Below are 17,333 nucleotides of genomic sequence, written 5' to 3' on the forward strand. Positions count from 1 at the left end.
TAATCGCCGTTCAGGATGAAGGGGAAGGGGATCGCGCGATCCCCGGATTTTCGGCTAAGGCGATCAGTTGATCGCCTCCCACAGTTCGTCAAAGATCGGCGTAAACAGCGTGGATTTCAGGTAGTCGGAACCGGCGGACCCGCCGGTGCCTTTACGTTGGCCAATGGTTCTTTCCACCAGCTTGACGTGCCGATAGCGCCATTCCTGCAGCAGTGAGTCCAGATCCAGCAGCTGATTCAGCAACAGCGACTCGCTGGAGGCTTCCTCCAGCACGGTTTTTATGATGGCCTTGAAGGACTCGGCCTGCTGTCCCTGGCGATCGTTGAGCAGCAGCAGGTGGCGCTGAACCGCTTGCCAGAGCGAGATTGGGCGAATGATCGCGCCAAGCATTTTCTGAATGGCCGGATCTTCACCGTACTGCTGCAACTTTTTACCGTTCGCTTTACCCAACAACGCCTCAATGCCCGCAAATTGGTAGGACTGAAATCCGCTGGCGGAGCCGAGGTAACCGCGAAATTTTTGGAACTCATGGAATTTCAGCGTGAAAATCACCTCAATCTGGTTCACCACGGTTTTCGTGATGGCGTTGATGCGGATCAGCCCATTGTTTGCGGCGGCTATGTCGCCGTTTTCTATCAGATCGATAAGGCAGTGGAGCTCATCGATCAGCTGTTTGAACCACAGTTCATACGTCTGATGCGTAATGATGAAGAGGTTCTCGTTGCGGTGTTCGCTCGGCGGCGAGGCCGGTTGCTGCAAAGCGAGTAGCTGATTTAACTGCAAATAACTTGAGTAATTCATGCTGCGTCATTCCCTTGGGAGAACGGAAACAAAATTGGTTTGCTGGGGAGGGCATCGCCCGAACAATCCGGCAAATGCAATGACAGGAAATAGCTACCGGCCGGGGTTGCCGGCGAAACCTGCGCCATTTCCGTTACGGAGCAGCGCAATCTTGCGCACGCCTCCGCCGTTGGCAGGCCCATTCCCCAAAAGCAGCGGTGGTTGTCCATCCTGCCGTCATCGTGCAATCGGTCAATCGAAGGCACATCAACCAACAGGTGATGTACGCCAAGCTCGACGATGCGCGCCATCGCCTGGTGGCTGAAATAAGGCGGTATTTCATCCGCCAGCCGCCAGCTCGGCGCTTTGGCGGCGATCACCAACGCCTGAAGATAATGCGGCGCCACCTGCGACAGGGCATCGTCGATCGCCGCGCGGGTAATGACCAGGTCCGTTCCCCGGGCGCTCGCATTATAAGTTTCCGACATCTCGCCGGCCCTTTGCAGCGGTACCCGAATCAGCGTGGCGGCAATGAATGGCTCGAAAACCAACTCTGCCACGTTATGTTCGCCAGGCATGATGTGCCCGGCGCACTCCGTGTGGGTGCCGTGACAATGCGGCACCAAAGAGATGCGGGAGGCATTGCATGCCCCCCCATGCTCTACGCTGGCCAGCGAATCGCCGTAGCGCAGGGGCGCTGCGCTCGCCGGTGCCACGCCGTAGATATTGGTTGGGTTGTCGCCGAATTTCAGCATGGCGGACAGCGGGATCCGCTCATGGTGATGCACTCGGTGGCGCCGGCCGCGGTAGGTCACCTCAATGCACTCCATCCGCTTCCTCCCTGGTTTTGGTGAGCGCCAGCGCGGTCAACTCGCGAATTTGGCTGTGCAGGATGAATTCGCGAATAGTGAGGGAAATGTGCATCGCCTGGCGAATGGCGTGCAATAGCCGTGGGATCTGCAGCGAGTTGCCGCCCAGGCTGAAAAAACTGTCCGTCACGCTGATGTGTTCCTGCATCAACACGGCTTGCCAGATTTCCTGCATGGCGTGTTCCGCGTCGCTGGCCGGCGGCACGTAATCCGTTTCGGAGGCCGAGTGGGTTATCGTCGGGGCTGGTAGCCTGCGAACGTCGATCTTGTTGTTATTGGTCAGCGGGAAAGCGGACAGCACCATAAAGCTGGAGGGGATCATGATGTTGGGCAGCCTGCTTTTCAACGCCGCGCGCACGGATTTCTCGTTTAACTCCGCGCCGGGCACCATTTGCAGATAACTGACGATCCTGGCGTTATTCCCTTCTCCGACGATCAGGCTCAAGGCATACGCGATACTATCCATGGCGGATAAATTGAGGTCGATCTCGCTGAGCTCAATGCGATGGCCGCGAATTTTTACCTGGTGATCGTTACGGCCCAGATATTCCAATTGCCCACGGCTGTTGAAGCGTGCGATGTCGCCGGTTTTATACAGGTAATGGACGGTACCAAGGACCTGGCGTTTGGCGAACGCCTGGGCGCTCAGCGCACCGTTGTTCCAGTAGCCCGGAGATACGCCAGCACCGCCCAGGCAAAGCTCGCCGAAAGCGCCGCTGGGCACCAGGCCGCCGGTCGAGTCCATAATGAAAGCCTCGGTCATGTTTATCGGCGTGCCGATGCAGGTGCTGTCGCCCTCAAAGGTCAGATCGGCGCAGGTTGACCAGATAGTGGTTTCCGTCGGCCCATAGACCTGCAGCACCTGAGTGGCGATGCGCCGCAGTTGTGAAAGCAGCGCGACGGGCATTTTCTCGCCGCCGCACAGCACCGTCAGCGGTCGGCTGCTCGCCGCCGGTAAATGACTGACGATGGTGCCCCAGACGGTAGGGGTGGCCTGAATGACGCTGGGTTGCTGCTGCTCGATAAAATGATAAAGCCTGACGGGATCCATGGCGGTTTCCCGCGGGCACAGCACGACATGGGCACCCGAGGCCAGAGAGCAAAACAGCTCCAGACCGAAAATATCGAAACTGATGCTCGTCAGGCTCAACATCTTGTCAGCAGGCCCCAGGGCCAGCCGGTCGGCAAAGTCATTGGTGAAATTGTTCAGATTGCTGTGGCTAATCATCACGCCTTTCGGGTTGCCGGTAGAACCGGAGGTGTAGATGATGTAAGCCAGCGGATCCTTTTCTCCGTTCGAACGCGTTTGCTCAACGGCGGGGCGGGCAGACAGTATTGACTCGAAAGTCACGTGCGGGCAATCCGCCGGCACTGCGGCGTTTGCTTCGTCGGTGACCAGGATTTTCGTGCGCGCATCGTCAATCATGTACCGCACGCGATCCGCCGGGTAATGGACATCAATGGGAATATAGTATTTGCCGGCCTTGAGCGCGCCGAGGATCAGCGCCGCCACCCTGCAGCTCTTTTCCATCATGATGCCGACAGAAAACGCGTTGCTGTCCAGCGCGCTCAGGTAATGGGCGACATGCTCTGAGAGGCGCCACAGTTGCTCGTAGCTGTAACTCTCTTTTTCGCAACTCACCGCCAGCGAATCCGGCTGCCTGCGTGCCAGGTCATGAATTTGCTCGATCAGCGTCCCACGCGCGCTCTGCGTCGTATTGCTTGCGAGCTGTAAAAGTCGGGTTTGCTCTGCCTCGCTGAGTGGGTTGATAGCGGCAAGCGCCATCGAGGGGGATTGCGTCAGCAACTGATGCAGCACCTGTTCATAATTGTTCAGCATCATCTGCAATCTGGCGGCGTGGAACAATTCGCTGGCGTAATCAAGCTCAATGCTGATGCCGTCTGCGGCCAGGCTGAAGTTCCAGGTCATGTCGAACATCGAGAAACCCGAAGACACCGGCAATTTTTGCAATGAGCAGTCATGGAGGCCGGCCTGACACACGTCCCCGGCGTTTTGCAGAATAGCCATGATTTGGAACAGCGGGTTTTTGTTCGATACGCGCTCATAATCAAGCTGGTGGAGAATGCGGTCGAAGGACAGCTGTTGGTGCCGATAGGCGCCCGTACAGGTTTCCGTCATTTTACCGATCAGGGTTGCCAGGGTGTCACTCGCGCTCAGTACCGTGCGCAGCGGTACGGTATTGACGTGGAATCCGCTCACCTGCTCGAGGTAAAGGTTGTCGCGCGCGGCGATGGCGCTGCCAATGACAATATCGTCTTGGTTGGCGTATTTACTCAGCAGATAGGTCAGCGCTGCGGTAAGCACAACGAAGGGAGTCGCGCCCAATACCCTGGCGCGCTGTTCCAGCAGCCCCGCGATGGCGGGATCCAACCGGCGGCATATGCGTTCGCCGGCATGCGTCGGTGCCAGGGGGCGAGGCATGTCCAGGGGGAAATCCAACTCTCTGCACGCGTGCAGTTTTTGCTGCCAGTAGGCGATATCGCTCTCGAGGTGGGATTCCCCGGCATCATTGACGATATCAATTGTTTGAACCTCTGGCGCCGGCAGTGCGTAGGGGCCTCCGCCGCACAGATGATTGTATTGGCGCCAAAGATCGTTGAGGATGAGGTCCTCACTCCAGGCATCGGTCAGAATGTTGTGTTTCACCCACACTAACACGTGGTGCTGGTCATGGTACTGCACCAAACGCAGGGTGACCGGCGGGCGGTGGGTGATATCGAAGGGGACGGCGCAAAGCTGTTTCACCGTGTCTTCCAGAGGCGGATGCTGCCCGGTAAGGGTATGCCCGGCAAGGTTAATGGGAATATGCGGCAGGGCATGCTGATAGGCGATGCCCTGAGCCTCGCCAAATTGAGTACGCAGGCTTTCATGTTTTTCATAAATGAAATTGATGGCCTGCTCGAACAGCGAAAGATTTAGCGGCCCGCGGATCTCCACCGCAATGGGCAGGTTATAACTGCAATCATCAGGATTCAGCGCGCTCAGGTACCACAGTAAATTTTGCTGGGGGCTGAGCGCCGCCCGGCGTTGCTCGCCGATGGGAACGGCTCTGTCTGCGGAAACCGCCTTATTCTCAATATATTCCGCCAGCTTGCGTATCGTATTGTTTTGGAAAAGGTCGGCGATATTCAGACGACAGCACAAATCCCGGGCGACCAGCGAAACGATTTTACTCATGGTAAGTGAGTGTGCACCCAGGCAGATAAAGTCTTGCGTGACGTCGGCGCGGGTACAACCGATGGCCTCGGTCACGATGCGCTCCAGGATCACTTCAGTTTCGGTTTCCGGCAGCGCCATATCGCCGTCATTGTCTTCTATAACCCAGTTTTCCAACCGTTGGCGCGCCACTTTGCCATTGGTGGTCAACGGCAATGCAGGCAAGAAAACGAAAGCGGTCGGAATGGCGGCGGCATGCAGCAAAGGGGCCAGCGAATGCCGCAAGCCATCGGCGGTCAACACCGGCGACGACGCTTGCACAAACGCCACCAGCGCTTTGCCGGCGGCCTGCGGTTTGGCTACCACGCACACGCTTTCTACCTGCGGATGGGTGCGAATGGCCGTTTCCACTTCGCCAATTTCGATGCGTACGCCGCGGATCTTGACCTGATGGTCTTTGCGGCCAATAAAAATAATATTGCCCTGTTTATCCCATTTGGCGATATCGCCCGTTTTGTAAATGCGTTCTTTACCCTGACTGCCGGGTAGGGCGAACGTGATGAATTTTTCGCCGGTCAATTCGGGCTGATTCAAATAACCGCGGGCAAGGCCGTGGCCGGCGATGCACAATTCACCCTCGAAGCCGAGGGGCTGCAGATTATTGTGCGCATCCAGGATATGGCAGCGGTAATTCTTCAGCGGTTTGCCAATGCAGTTCCAGGCCACTCCGGGCTGGTATTCGCACAAAGAAGTGGCGATGGTGGCCTCTGTCGGGCCATAGCCGTTGCACAGACGAGTTTGCTCCGCCCACCAGGCCACCACATCCGCCGGCGGTGCATCGCCCATCACAATCATCGATTTTAATCCGCGCCAGGTTTCACGCGGCAGCAACTCAAGGATGGCCGGGGTAATGGTGATATGGTTCACCTCGTGCAGCGCGAGGTAACGGAATAAGGCATCGGTTTCGGTATGCAATGCCGCAGGGGCGAGGTAGAGCGTTGATCCGCTGATCAAGGCGCCATAAACATCCCAGCCAAAAGCGTCAAAACCCAGAGAGGCAATCGACAGGACTTTACTGCCGGTTTCCAACCGCATGAAGTCGCGATGGTTTTGCGCGACATTGGCAAGCCCCTCACGAGTGATCATGACGCCTTTGGCTTTGCCGGTGGTGCCCGAGGTGTAACAGAGGTAAGCCAGGCCATCAGACAGCCGGGGAAGATGTGACGCCGGCAGGGTCATTGCCTGGTAATTAATGGTTGCCGGATCAATGCACGGCGCATTCCCCGCCTGCAGAAGGGTATCGGCCAGGATCAGCGTGGGCCGCACATCATCAAGGATATTCTGATTGCGGGTTGCCGGGGCCTGCGGGTCGAGCAGAACATAGGTCTTATTACTTTTCAGGATGCCCAGCATCACGATTGGCAGCAGGGCGGATTTCTGCATGGATACGGCGATAATGTCGTGGCCGTCTACGTCGCCGCGGTGTTCGAGCAGCCAGCAAGCCATTCTGTCAGAAGCGTCATCGAGCTCAGCATAGCTGTATTCTCTGTCGTCGGCATGCAAGGCGATAAGCGCCGAATTTGCCGCCGCCGTACGGCGAAACAGGGTGACAATATCTTGGGAAAGCAGGGTCGCGTCCGCGGTATCATTGAAGGACGCCAACTGGCGTATTTCATCAGGCGAAATGACCAGCGGCGCGGTAGCGGGATCGTCCTCAGAGGTGAGCAGCGCGTCCAGATAGTCGGTGAAGCGTTGGAAACGGGCATCGTCCCCGGTGACCGTGACCCACACGCCATCACCGGCGGGGGTCAGGGAGATCATCGCATGGGTTTGCGCGTATCGGTTTTGTTTGAGAATGCCGGTTTCATTGAAGAAGAAATGCCGCAGGTTTTGATTCTCCGGCGTGACCTGATCTTCGGCAAGGGTATGGAAGTCAGCTTCTTTTCGCCAGGTGACGAAACAGAGATCGGTCGCGCAACGCCCCTGGGTCTGGTCACCCAGCCGCTGTAAAAGCGTGACGATCAAAGCGCGCAGGCGTTCTGGCGAAGCGGAATAACATTTCTGGCCGATGCGAGGAGGCAAACTGATATTGTCAGGCGGTATGCCGCGTGACAGAGAGACCACTACGTCGCAGATTAAGTCTTTCAGCTGCGCTGCGTTATTTCTTTGGCTATGCCGGGCATCGGGTATCAGGCTGCCGCACAGGTAGCCGATTTTTTCTTTTTGAATAAAATACAGGGATAAGTATTCTTGTTTTTGTAAACTATCAATATCGGTGATTATTTCTTTATTGGACGATATCACCAGAACGTTTTCAGATAATTTCTGCAGTCGTTGTAATTCCTCCTGATGATTGTTTGTCGTTATTATCAGATCGATTTTTTCGGCGGGTAGGCGGGGTGAAGATAACGGGTAAATATGATGTCCATATTCTTGTATTTCTGAGGTGAGCGCTTCCCCGCAATGGATATCACCTGAGAATACTATGTTTAATAGTTCCACATTGGCTTCCTAGTAATAGTGTAACGTGAGCATCCGGTGTTGATGCCCAGTTTTAATTCGGTTTATCTGTTTTATGCCTGCGTTATTTTTGAAATCGGCAGGTCTTCGAGTATGCCCGCTTTATCCAGTGCCAGCAGCATTTGCTGCGTAACAATATTATTGGTTTCCCATGGCTTGGTGTCTGCAGGTGGGTAAGTGTCGTGAATGACGGCGGCGATGGCTTCTGCATCCATATTCAAATGACCTAGCATCCGGGCGCTAAATTCTTTAGCGATGGCATCCGTCGTATAGTGTTCAATAAAGGTCAGGATGGGGAGTTTCATCGCCTCTTTTGCATGCGTATCGCTGTGGCGCCATATATGCCCAAGTATCTGTTGAGAAAAGCGGGCGTGTCGGCCTTCGTCCGCGACATGGTCTTTCATGATCTGATAGAAGGAGGGGAAAATATTTTCATTGTCGATCACATCGATGAGATCGGTGGTTAACGCCTGTTCTGACAGGGAAACGCACACCAGCCGGAATAATTCACGGTGTTCATCCGGGGTCTGACCAAGCGCGAGCGCGAGCGCGAAGGACGCTTCGGTGTCTTTCGGCATGCTCAGCGGCGCTATGCCCGTCATCTGTTCGACCTGATTGATAAGGTCCAGTGCGACCAGAGCATGATAGGACTCATCTACAACGACGGTTAGTGCATCCAGGCGCATATCTGCGGGGAAATCGACGCCTGCGGTATTTTTGTATAGTTTGTAGGTTGAGTCATTAATAATATCCAGCTCAATGTTGGCAATGCCATTCAGATAGTGATAAAGCGTTTGGACCTGAATATAGCGCAGTGCTTCGTCACCCAACGCTGCCACGCGCGGGTGCATGCAAAGCGGCAGGCGTTCCGTAGGGAAATATTGCCTGGATTGGTAATCTTGCTCATTAAGTATGCGACGCGGACGGGAACGGACAATAGCAGCGCGATCCCATTTTTTCAGGGTTGTTTCAATTATGCTCACGGAAAGAATCCTTCTTTAGTAGAGTTCGACTTCAATATCCGACAGCGGATAGGCACAGCAAGCTAATATAATATTTTCCTCAAGCTCATCTTCGGCCAGGGCGCTTTGTTTTCCATGACGCACTTCACCTTTGACTAACAACATTTTGCAGCAGCCACATTTTCCTGCGCGACATAAATGTGGAATATCGATGCCTTTACTCTCAAAGTTATCTAATAGTGACTTCTCGGAGCAAAAACTACCCGTGTCCTCACCATCAAGAATAACCTGATAGTGGGTGTTTTTTGATTGTGAAATCATGGCGGGGATTCCCTTGGCTATTAATTAAATGGTGTGGGGTCCATTATTCTTCCCTGATTGAATGATATTTTTATTTATGTGCCTTGATGGCGGAATAACAGTAGCTTCTGAGTTGTTTATTGTCAACATGAATGGTTAATAACTTTAACATTTCATTAATATTTGCGTTGTCTTTTTATTTTTTAATGGTTAATTCGTTAATTATTTCTTTTTTTATTTTTACAGGTGCAGATGTGCATATTGCAAGAAGTGTCTTTGTAATAATTGATTTTAAAATTATTTTATTTGGTATCGACCGCCGGCGGGGGCGTTGAATATTCACTTCTGTTGGAGGCCAACCTTGGGACCTCGCCCCGTTAACGAAAAAGGGCAAGCTTTCGCTTACCCTTTGGTTGGTGCAGTACGCAACGTCGCTATCTCAACCCAACCCGCCAATCCGCCCCCGGATCTCCTCCTCAGGCAAATCTACGCCAATAAACACCAAGGTGCTGCGGCGCTCTTCCTCCGGCAGCCACTCGCGATCCCAGTCGGCGTTATACAGCCGTTGTACGCCCTGGAATAACAGCCGGCGCGGCTCGTCCTTGATTGACAAAATGCCCTTATAACGCAGCAGGCTGTCGGCGTATTCCAGCAGCAGGCCTTCCATCACTTCGGAAATCTGCATCAGCTCCAGCGGCTGGTCGTGGTATACCACGATCGAGCCAATGTTGTTTTGCGCTTGCGGAATGCGGCGGAACAGCGGCGTCGGCGGCGTCAGGGTCAGCTTGTCGTTCAGCACAAAGCCTTCGATGTCGAACAGTACGCTGAGATCGATATCGCCGTGCGTCACTTTATACACCGGTGCGCGGGCGTTCATCTGCTGCAGGCGTTGGATCAGCGCTTCGCAGTCCGGTGCCACGTCGGTTTTGGTCAGCAGAATGCGGTCGGCGTAGCCCACCTGCGCCTGCGCGATGCTGAACTGGGTCAGTTGTTGGTCGGCATGTGCGGCGTCCACCAGGGTGATGATGCCGTCCAGCAGGAAGCGTTCGCAGAGGATCTCGTGCGAGAAAAAGGTCTGGGTGATCGGGCCGGGATCGGCCATGCCGGTGCATTCGATGATCAATCGATCGAACGCCAACTGGCCCTGGTCTACGCCGTCCAGCAAGTCCAGCAGCGCATCGGCCAGTTCGTTGGATTTGCTGCAGCAGATGCAGCCGTTGCTCAGGGTGGTGATGCGGCTGGTACGGTCGCCAATCAGCGCATTGTCGATCGGCACTTCGCCGAATTCGTTTTCGATTACCGCAATCTTGTAGCCGTGCTCGGCGTTGAGAATATGGCGTAGCAGAGTGGTTTTACCGGCGCCCAAAAAGCCGGTCAGAATGGTGACTGCGATGGGTTTCATTACGGGTCCTTATTAACAGCAGCGCATGCCGCCTTTGCCGTCCCCACCGTAGCGGGCCTGCTGGCGTTCGCGGAAAAACTCTTTATAGGTCATCACCGGTTTGTCCGGGTGGTTGTCTTTCATGTGCTGGACGTAGGTATCGTAGTCGGGCACGCCCACTAACATGCGCGCTGCCTGACCGAGGTATTTCCCCGCCTGGCCGAGATTTCCGAACATCGCCTTCTCCCCAAAAAATTACCCTGCATAACAGCTTTCATTATGCAGGGTATCCGTTAAATCACCATCAGTGCTGCGGTGAAACTTTGACGTCCCCCTCAGTTACGCCGTTGGAGGGCGCTTCTTCAGGCACCGGCACGTACGGCGTTTCCTGGTCGCTGCGGTTCGGGTTTTTATGCGCCGCCATGGCGGTTTTCACCCCGTAGAAGATGATGCTGTACACCACCAGCAGGAACAGAATGCTCAGCCCGGCGTTGGTGTAGTTGTTCACCACGATATGGTTCATGTTAGCCACTTGCTGAGCGGTCAGCTCGGCACCGCCTTCGGCGATTTTGCGCTTGTACTCACCAGCCTGGAAGAAGAAGCCTTCCAACTGAGGATTGTCGCTGAACAGCTTCAGACCCAGGGCGTAAGTGGTACAAATCAGCAGCCATACCGCCGGCAGCACGGTGACCCAAATGTATTGGGTGCGCTTCATCTTAATCAGCACCACGGTACCCAACACCAGCGCCACGGCGGCCAGCATCTGGTTGGAGATGCCGAACAGCGGCCACAGGCTCTTCACGCCGCCGAGCGGATCGACCACCCCTTGATACAACAGGTAACCCCACAGGCCAACGCAGCCGGCGGTGCCGACAATACCGGCCACCAGCGAGTCGGTTTTTTTCAGGAACGGCACGAAGTTGCCCAGCAGGTCCTGCAGCATAAAGCGGCCGGAACGGGTACCGGCATCCAGCGCGGTCAGAATAAACAGCGCTTCAAACAGAATACCGAAGTGGTACCAGAAGCCCATGTTGGCACCAGGAATGATCTGGTGGAACACGTGGGCGATACCCACTGCCAGCGTAGGTGCGCCACCGGCGCGGTTCAGCACCGAAGGCTCGCCGATGTCCTTGGCGGTCTGCAGGATCTGTTCCGGGCTGATGACAAAGCCCCATGAGCTGACGGTCGCCGCCGCGTGGGCGGTCACATCTTTCAGTGACGCCATGATCATCGGCGCATCTTCGGTACCCAAACGGTGCAGGTCAGGCATGGTGATGCCCAGTGCGGCCGGCGGGGTGTTCATGGCGAAGTACAGGCCCGGCTCGATAATCGAAGCCGCCACCAACGCCATGATGGCCACGAAGGACTCCATCAGCATTGCGCCGTAACCGATAAAGCGCGCGTCTTTTTCATTGGCCAGCAGCTTCGGCGTGGTGCCGGATGCGATCAACGCATGGAAGCCGGACACGGCGCCACAGGCGATGGTAATGAACAGGAACGGGAACACCGAGCCTTTCCACACCGGGCCTGTCCCGTCGACAAACTGGGTGATCGCCGGCATTTTCAGCTCAGGGTTGAGGATCACGATGCCAATCGCCAGCCCGACGATAACGCCAATTTTCAGGAAGGTCGCCAGATAGTCGCGCGGCGCCAGGATCAGCCAGACCGGCAGCAGGGCGGAAACGAACGCATAGCCAATCAGCGTATAGGTGATGGTGGTGTCTTTAAAGGTCAGCGCCGGGCCCCAGTACGGATCGTGGGCAATCACGCCGCCGAACCAGATGGAAGCTACCAGCAGCACGATGCCAATGATCGACACTTCGCCCACCCGTCCCGGACGCAGGAAGCGCATGTAAACGCCCATAAACAGGGCAATCGGCACGGTGGAACAGACGGTGAACACGCCCCACGGGCTTTCCGCCAGCGCTTTCACCACGATCAAGGCCAGCACCGCCAGGATGATGATCATGATCAGGAAGCAGCCAAACAGCGCGATGGTCCCCGGTACCGGGCCCATTTCCTTTTTGATTATCTCGCCAAGCGAAGCGCCGTTGCGGCGCGAGGAAATGAACAGCACCATAAAGTCCTGCACCGCCCCCGCCAGCACCACGCCGCCCAGTAGCCACAGCGTGCCGGGCAGGTAGCCGACCTGCGCTGCCAGCACCGGGCCCACCAGCGGGCCAGCCCCGGCAATGGCGGCGAAGTGGTGGCCGAACAGCACGTTTTTGTTGGTTGGCACGTAGTTCAGGCCGTCGTTATTGACCACCGCCGGCGTCGCGCGGAAGGCGTCCAGCTTCATCACCTTGGTGGCGATGTACAGGCTGTAATAACGGTAAGCCACCAGATACACCGCCACCGAGGCGACGATGATCCACAGCGCGCTGATGTGTTCGCCACGGCGCAGCGCAACCACGCCCAGGCAGGACGCGCCGAGTATTCCCAGCAGCATCCAGGGTATGTGTTTTAAAATCCCCTCTCTGTTCATTGAGGTGTCCTTAGTTCAAATCTGCAAAATGAGTGAGTTAACCCGCTTATAAGATGTTTCAGGCACGCGGCCCGGTGCGGATAACGTTCGGGTACGAACTCTAAATAATTCGAGTGGCATTGAGGCGGCAAGGGCGCGAAGCCCGATGAACTTACATAAGTAAGTGATTCGGGTGAGCAATCGTAGCCAACAACGATGCAACTTGAAGTATGACGAGTTTAGGAACAGCTCATCATTGCGGGTTGGGGCTGGGGAAGACATGCGAATTTCAGTCAACGGTGCTATAGGGTGCCGAACGGTTGAAATCCCGGGGTGAGCGGTTGGGCGTTGCAGGGGGAGTGGCAACGCCCCACCGAGGGCGGGTCAGTAAATCTTTCTGGCGTTGATCCCAGCGGGGAAAATGCCGGTGGCGAAGATGTGCCCGTTAACCTGCAGCTGGCCGTCGGGCAGCATTTCGACCGGGTATTCGTGGGTCAGATAACTGAGAAAGTTATTGCGGTCGTCGAGCGTCTGAAAGCCGATCAGATCGTAGAAAAACAGCGATTCGATTAAGCCGTGATGCTCGGGGATCTGTCTGAGCAGCGCCGTCGACGGGAACGGCAAATGGAAGAAGAACGCGCAGGGGTTCAGCAACCCCTGTTCTTTCAGCGCCTGGCCGCAGGGCAACAGCTGGTAATCATCAATACAGATGATGTCGTTCGGGCAAACATACTCGCAGGCGATATCGGCGAAGTGCCGGTTGAGTTGCCGATAAGCGCGGTAGTTCTCCGGCGTGAAATGCGCCTTCTCCGGGTGGTTATGGAACACTGGCCACAGGCCGTCGTGATAGTAGCCCTGATAGTGGAAGTGAAACTCCTCGGTCGATAACGGAAAGGTCACCTGCTCGTAGCCGCTGCGGTGCTGATAACTGACCGGGCGCAGCGGCGCATCGCCAAAGTTCTGTACGTCACCGTTCCAGCCCAGCCACAACCCGCGATCGTCGTCGCTCTGGCTGTCAGGCGATAGGGCCTGCGTAGCGCAGGCCAGATCCTTGCCGTCACACTGCTTATTCGAGATCAAAACCAAACGAGACATGCTGCGTTCCTTGTTCAGGTTACGAATAGGGGGTTAAAGCATCCAGCGGGTTTCCGCTTCGGTGACCTGCGCTTCAAAGCGGCGCAGCTCGGCGCTCTTACAGGTGTGCCACAGCGCGGCAAACGCTGGGCCGAGGCTTTCCTGCAACGGTAGGGTTTGCCGGAATAACGTCAATGCTTCCTGCTGGCTGAGCGGCAGTGCCACCGCGTCGCCATTTTCATAGCCGTTGCCGCAGGCTGCCGGCGGCAGGGGTTGCGCGTGCTCCAGCCCATACAGCATGCCGCTCAGCATCGCCGCTACGGCCAGATACGGGTTGGCATCGGCCCCGGCCAGCCGGTATTCGATGCGCTGGTTGGCATGGTCGGCGCAGGGTAAACGCAGCGCCACCGTGCGGTTATTGTGCCCCCAAGAGGCGCGCAGCGGCACGTGCATACCGGGACGAAAGCGGCGGAAGGCGTTAACGTTGGGCGCGAATATCGCCATCGAGGCTGGCATCAGCGCCAGCATGCCCGCCATCACCTGCGTCATGGTGGCGCTCAACTCGCCCGGCAGGCTTGCCAGCAGGTTGTTGCCCTGCTCATCCTGCAGGCTGATATGAAAATGCAAACCGCTACCGGCGGCCTGAGCACAGGGCTTGGCCATAAAGCAGGCGTGCTGGTGGTGTTTCTCGGCGATCTGGCGCGTCAGCCGCTTCAGGGCCAGCACCTGATCGCAGGCCTCCAGTACGCGAGCGCTGTGGTGCAGATTCAGCTCATACTGGCCGGAGGCGGCTTCGGCGACCACGCCGGTCAGCGGCAAGGCCTGCAGCCGGGCCTGATGTTCGATGTCATTGAGCAACGCCTGGTGGCGCTCCGGCGCATCGACAGAAAAACTCTGCGTTGGGCACTGTCCGGCCTCAGCCGGTTGCTGCTGCGGATCCTGCAGATAAAACTCCAGCTCTGCCGCCACGACCGGGAAGTAACCCTTGGCATGCAGGCGTTTGAGCACCCGTTGCAGCACCACGCGCGGCTCCAGTTCGCAGGCGTCGCCGTCGGCATTTTTCATCGTCAGCAGCAATTGGGCATGGTGCTGCGGATCGCGGGCGCAGGGCCGCAAGGTTCCGGGCACCGGCAGACACAACCTGTCCGGCTCGCCGGCCTGCTGGCCCAGCCCGCTTTCTTCAATGACCTGGCCGCCAAGATCCATGGCGTAGATCGACAGCGGGAAATAACAGCCTTTATCCAGCGCAAACACCTCGGCGACAGGCAGCCGTTTCCCGCGGAATTGACCGTTCAGATCGTTGAGATAAATATCGACGTGTTCGGTGTCCGGATAGCGCTGTAAATACTGTTCTACTTCTTTGTGGAATGAACGCGCCTGCGAAGCGGGAATATCTGCCAGCAGCGGATTAAAACCAATAACGTTAGCATGCATGGCAGCCCCCGAAATGAATTAAAGCCGCGGGGGAAATTATTATCAGGGCAGGGGATAAACACATGAGGCATCCGTCTCGTAAGGCCATATTGGCGATGTAATGATGTTATCTGCGCCCCTAAAACCTGTCTGTAAAAACGCCGTAACTTTATTTATAGCCGGAATAAAAAAGGTGTAAATAAGGGGCGTGGCTCTGATGGCCGAAGAATAAATAGCTGCATATACTGCTGAGAGCGACGTTATTCAGGAGAGAAAATAATGATCAGAGTTTTTATCGTGTTTGCCGCCGTGATGACGGCGTTCAGCGCCGAGGCCTCCTCTGAAGCGGCATGGGCCAGCGGCGATAAAGCACTGCAAACCGCCTGCCTGAAAGCCAGCAGTTTGAAAGGGGCCAAAGCCGTCGGCAGCATTATCCATTATGGTGACGACGTCGGTTACTCGGCCCTGTTGATCGCTGGGCGCTATCCGCAGGCGTTTATGCATAACAAAGCGGGCAAAGAGCTGTGCCTTTACCAGCGAGCCACTAAAAAGGCGGTGGTTCAGGACGCTGACGGGCTGGCGGGAAAGCCATAGCAGCAGGGTTCTTGGCGGTACAGTTTTAAAAATGGCGTTGTAAATATAGACTGTAGTCTATAATTTGTCGTTCAGTATACACCTGTATTGAAAGGACACTTAAATGGGTACTTTAAAAGAAATGTTAGCTTCGCGTACCCCTGATAGCAGGCAGCGAATTGAGGAAATGGCAGAGGAGATGCTGCTGGAAACGCGCTTATATGAGGTGCGGGAGGCACTGGATATTTCACAGCAAACGCTGGCGAATAAACTCGGTATTTCGCAACCCTCTGTTGCTGCTATAGAGCAACGTGGCAATGAACTGAAGATTTCGACATTAAAACGGTATGTGGAAGCGATGGGCGGAACACTGCGGCTGGATATCGAACTGCCGGATGGCAAACACGTAGGATTTAGGGTTTAAAACGATCAAAAAAGGGCGCCGGGGCGCCCTTATGCCGTTATTTCAACGCGATACGGATCACGTCGTCCGGCGCCGTGGCTTCTTTCTCGCGGCTGGAAGCCTGTTTGACGCTCACGTACAGCGTCTGGCCATCCGGTGACAGCGCCAGGCTGTTCGGGTGGGTTGGGGTCTTGATGGTTTGCAGCAGCTTGTAGTTCTTGGCGTCGATCACGCTGACCTGGCCTGCCTGACGATGGGTGACATACACCTCATTGCGCGTCGGGTTGAACAGGACCGCCAGTGATTCCGGCACGTCGATTTTGCTCAGAATCTTGCCGTCGCGGGTATCGACCACCAGCACCTGGGCCTGCTTGGAGTCGGTGATAAAGGCGCGATGCGTGGCAGGATCCAGGCTGATGTTCAGGAAGAAGTGCTCTTTGGACTCGTCCAATTTCTTGCGGCTGAGCACCTTGTTGGTTTTGGTGTCGATAGTCACCAGCTCGCCGTCGGCGTTGGTCACGTACAGGCGGCTTGCGGCCGCATCCAGTGCCAGACCGGTACCGTATTTGCCGGTTTCGGTGATGGTGGTGCGCAGGGTCAGGTCTTTGCCGTCTACCACCCAAACCACGCTGGATTCACCCAGCCCGGTGATATACAGGGTGTCGGTGGTGGCGTCTGCTACCAGCTCACGCGGTGCCAGCGGTTTTACCGTTTCGGAGCGTTTACGCGCATCCAGCACCAGGCGGCCTTTGACCTCACCGGTTTTACCGTCGATGGCAGTGACCGAGTTATTGACGGTGTTGCCGAAGAACAGCGTGTCGGTTTTGCTGTTGATGGCCGCGCCGAAAGGTTTGATATCGTTGTGAATGATCTGGGTGATATCCAGCGTTTGCGGATCCAAACGATACACCACGCCGCCTTTGTCCAGCTTGCGGCTTTGCGAAGTGGCCAGATACAGCGCGTTCTCGCCCTGGCTGTAGACCATCTCGTAAGCGCCTTTGCCGACGGGCTTGCGCAGCAGTTCCGGCTCGCCCTGGGCCAGCAGCGGGGCGGAAAACAGCATTGAAGTCAGCAGCAGCAGTGGGAAAGCGGCGCGTGCGCCAAAGCGGCGGCTGGTCGTTGTTGCAGAGTTCATAACCTCTCCATGGAGTTAAAATGCCTGTCGCCGCAGGGCGGTTGCCCAGAGGCTAAAAAGCTCAACATTGAATTCAAAGCAAAATCCGGCCGGTCGCATCGTGGCGCACCGGGCCTTCTGTTTGCGAATAATAATCATTATTCATGCCGGAGGGGAGTGATTTCTACCCAGGCTGGGGTGAAAATCACAATGTGAAGAGTGGGGGGGAGGGTGATCGTTGCCGTGTCGCTGCGTGGGTTTTCTGGTTTTCCCTGCGGGCCGATAACAAATAATTAATTTAG

13 protein-coding genes are annotated in these 17,333 nt (G+C 56.0%); 2 read left to right on the top strand and 11 right to left on the bottom strand.

Annotated elements, in window-relative coordinates; all coding sequences use genetic code 11:
• Nucleotides 1-63: 63 nt before the first annotated feature.
• From H0S68_RS02500 to H0S68_RS02545, 10 genes are all read right to left on the bottom strand, one after another.
• A complete protein-coding gene (locus H0S68_RS02500; RefSeq protein ID WP_122076910.1) occupies nucleotides 64-801 on the bottom strand; it encodes a tryptophan 2,3-dioxygenase family protein in 738 nt (245 codons plus the stop codon).
• Entirely contained in the window at nucleotides 798-1,610 is an 813-nt protein-coding gene (locus tag H0S68_RS02505; protein ID WP_122076912.1) for a cyclase family protein, read from the bottom strand. Before H0S68_RS02505 ends, H0S68_RS02500 begins: the two co-directional genes overlap by 4 nt.
• The gene (locus H0S68_RS02510; protein ID WP_410529132.1) at nucleotides 1,597-7,131 is read right to left on the bottom strand and encodes an amino acid adenylation domain-containing protein; all 5,535 of its coding nucleotides are present in this window, start codon (nucleotides 7,129-7,131) and stop codon (nucleotides 1,597-1,599) included. The genes H0S68_RS02505 and H0S68_RS02510 overlap by 14 nt, the downstream gene beginning before the upstream one ends.
• Before the next feature lie 269 nt (nucleotides 7,132-7,400).
• The gene (locus H0S68_RS02515) at nucleotides 7,401-8,330 is read right to left on the bottom strand and encodes a diiron oxygenase (RefSeq protein ID WP_122076920.1); all 930 of its coding nucleotides are present in this window, start codon (nucleotides 8,328-8,330) and stop codon (nucleotides 7,401-7,403) included.
• 15 nt (nucleotides 8,331-8,345) lie between these two features.
• Nucleotides 8,346-8,630 (bottom strand): 2Fe-2S iron-sulfur cluster-binding protein, encoded by a 285-nt coding sequence (locus H0S68_RS02520; protein WP_122076923.1) that lies wholly within the window; start codon nucleotides 8,628-8,630, stop codon nucleotides 8,346-8,348.
• Between the two features lie 418 nt (nucleotides 8,631-9,048).
• Entirely contained in the window at nucleotides 9,049-10,011 is a 963-nt protein-coding gene (gene yjiA, locus H0S68_RS02525; protein WP_410529133.1) for a GTPase, read from the bottom strand.
• Nucleotides 10,012-10,023: 12 nt separating this feature from the next.
• Nucleotides 10,024-10,227: a YbdD/YjiX family protein gene (locus H0S68_RS02530; RefSeq protein WP_004953088.1), complete on the bottom strand. Its 204-nt coding sequence runs from the start codon at nucleotides 10,225-10,227 to the stop codon at nucleotides 10,024-10,026.
• Nucleotides 10,228-10,294: 67 nt separating this feature from the next.
• Nucleotides 10,295-12,475 carry a carbon starvation CstA family protein gene (locus H0S68_RS02535; protein ID WP_046374598.1) on the bottom strand — a complete coding sequence of 727 codons (2,181 nt, stop codon included), beginning with the start codon at nucleotides 12,473-12,475 and terminating at the stop codon, nucleotides 10,295-10,297.
• Between the two features lie 363 nt (nucleotides 12,476-12,838).
• Nucleotides 12,839-13,549: a trehalose-6-phosphate synthase gene (locus H0S68_RS02540; RefSeq protein ID WP_048762866.1), complete on the bottom strand. Its 711-nt coding sequence runs from the start codon at nucleotides 13,547-13,549 to the stop codon at nucleotides 12,839-12,841.
• Nucleotides 13,550-13,582: 33 nt separating this feature from the next.
• Nucleotides 13,583-14,962 (bottom strand): glutamine synthetase family protein, encoded by a 1,380-nt coding sequence (locus H0S68_RS02545; RefSeq protein ID WP_128865534.1) that lies wholly within the window; start codon nucleotides 14,960-14,962, stop codon nucleotides 13,583-13,585.
• 258 nt (nucleotides 14,963-15,220) lie between these two features.
• Here H0S68_RS02545 and H0S68_RS02550 point away from each other — a divergent pair, with 258 nt between their 5' ends.
• Together H0S68_RS02550 and H0S68_RS02555 are read left to right on the top strand one after the other, a co-directional pair.
• Complete coding sequence (locus tag H0S68_RS02550) at nucleotides 15,221-15,535, top strand: hypothetical protein (RefSeq protein WP_201895779.1); 315 nt, start codon at nucleotides 15,221-15,223, stop codon at nucleotides 15,533-15,535.
• Nucleotides 15,536-15,638: 103 nt separating this feature from the next.
• Nucleotides 15,639-15,938 carry a helix-turn-helix domain-containing protein gene (locus tag H0S68_RS02555; protein ID WP_128865536.1) on the top strand — a complete coding sequence of 100 codons (300 nt, stop codon included), beginning with the start codon at nucleotides 15,639-15,641 and terminating at the stop codon, nucleotides 15,936-15,938.
• A gap of 37 nt (nucleotides 15,939-15,975) precedes the next feature.
• Here H0S68_RS02555 and H0S68_RS02560 read toward each other — a convergent pair whose 3' ends face one another.
• The gene (locus H0S68_RS02560) at nucleotides 15,976-17,052 is read right to left on the bottom strand and encodes a YncE family protein (RefSeq protein ID WP_048762869.1); all 1,077 of its coding nucleotides are present in this window, start codon (nucleotides 17,050-17,052) and stop codon (nucleotides 15,976-15,978) included.
• Between the last annotated feature and the right edge of the window lie 281 nt (nucleotides 17,053-17,333).

The organism is Serratia sp. AXJ-M, assembly GCF_046531865.1.
Classification (GTDB): domain Bacteria; phylum Pseudomonadota; class Gammaproteobacteria; order Enterobacterales; family Enterobacteriaceae; genus Serratia; species Serratia liquefaciens.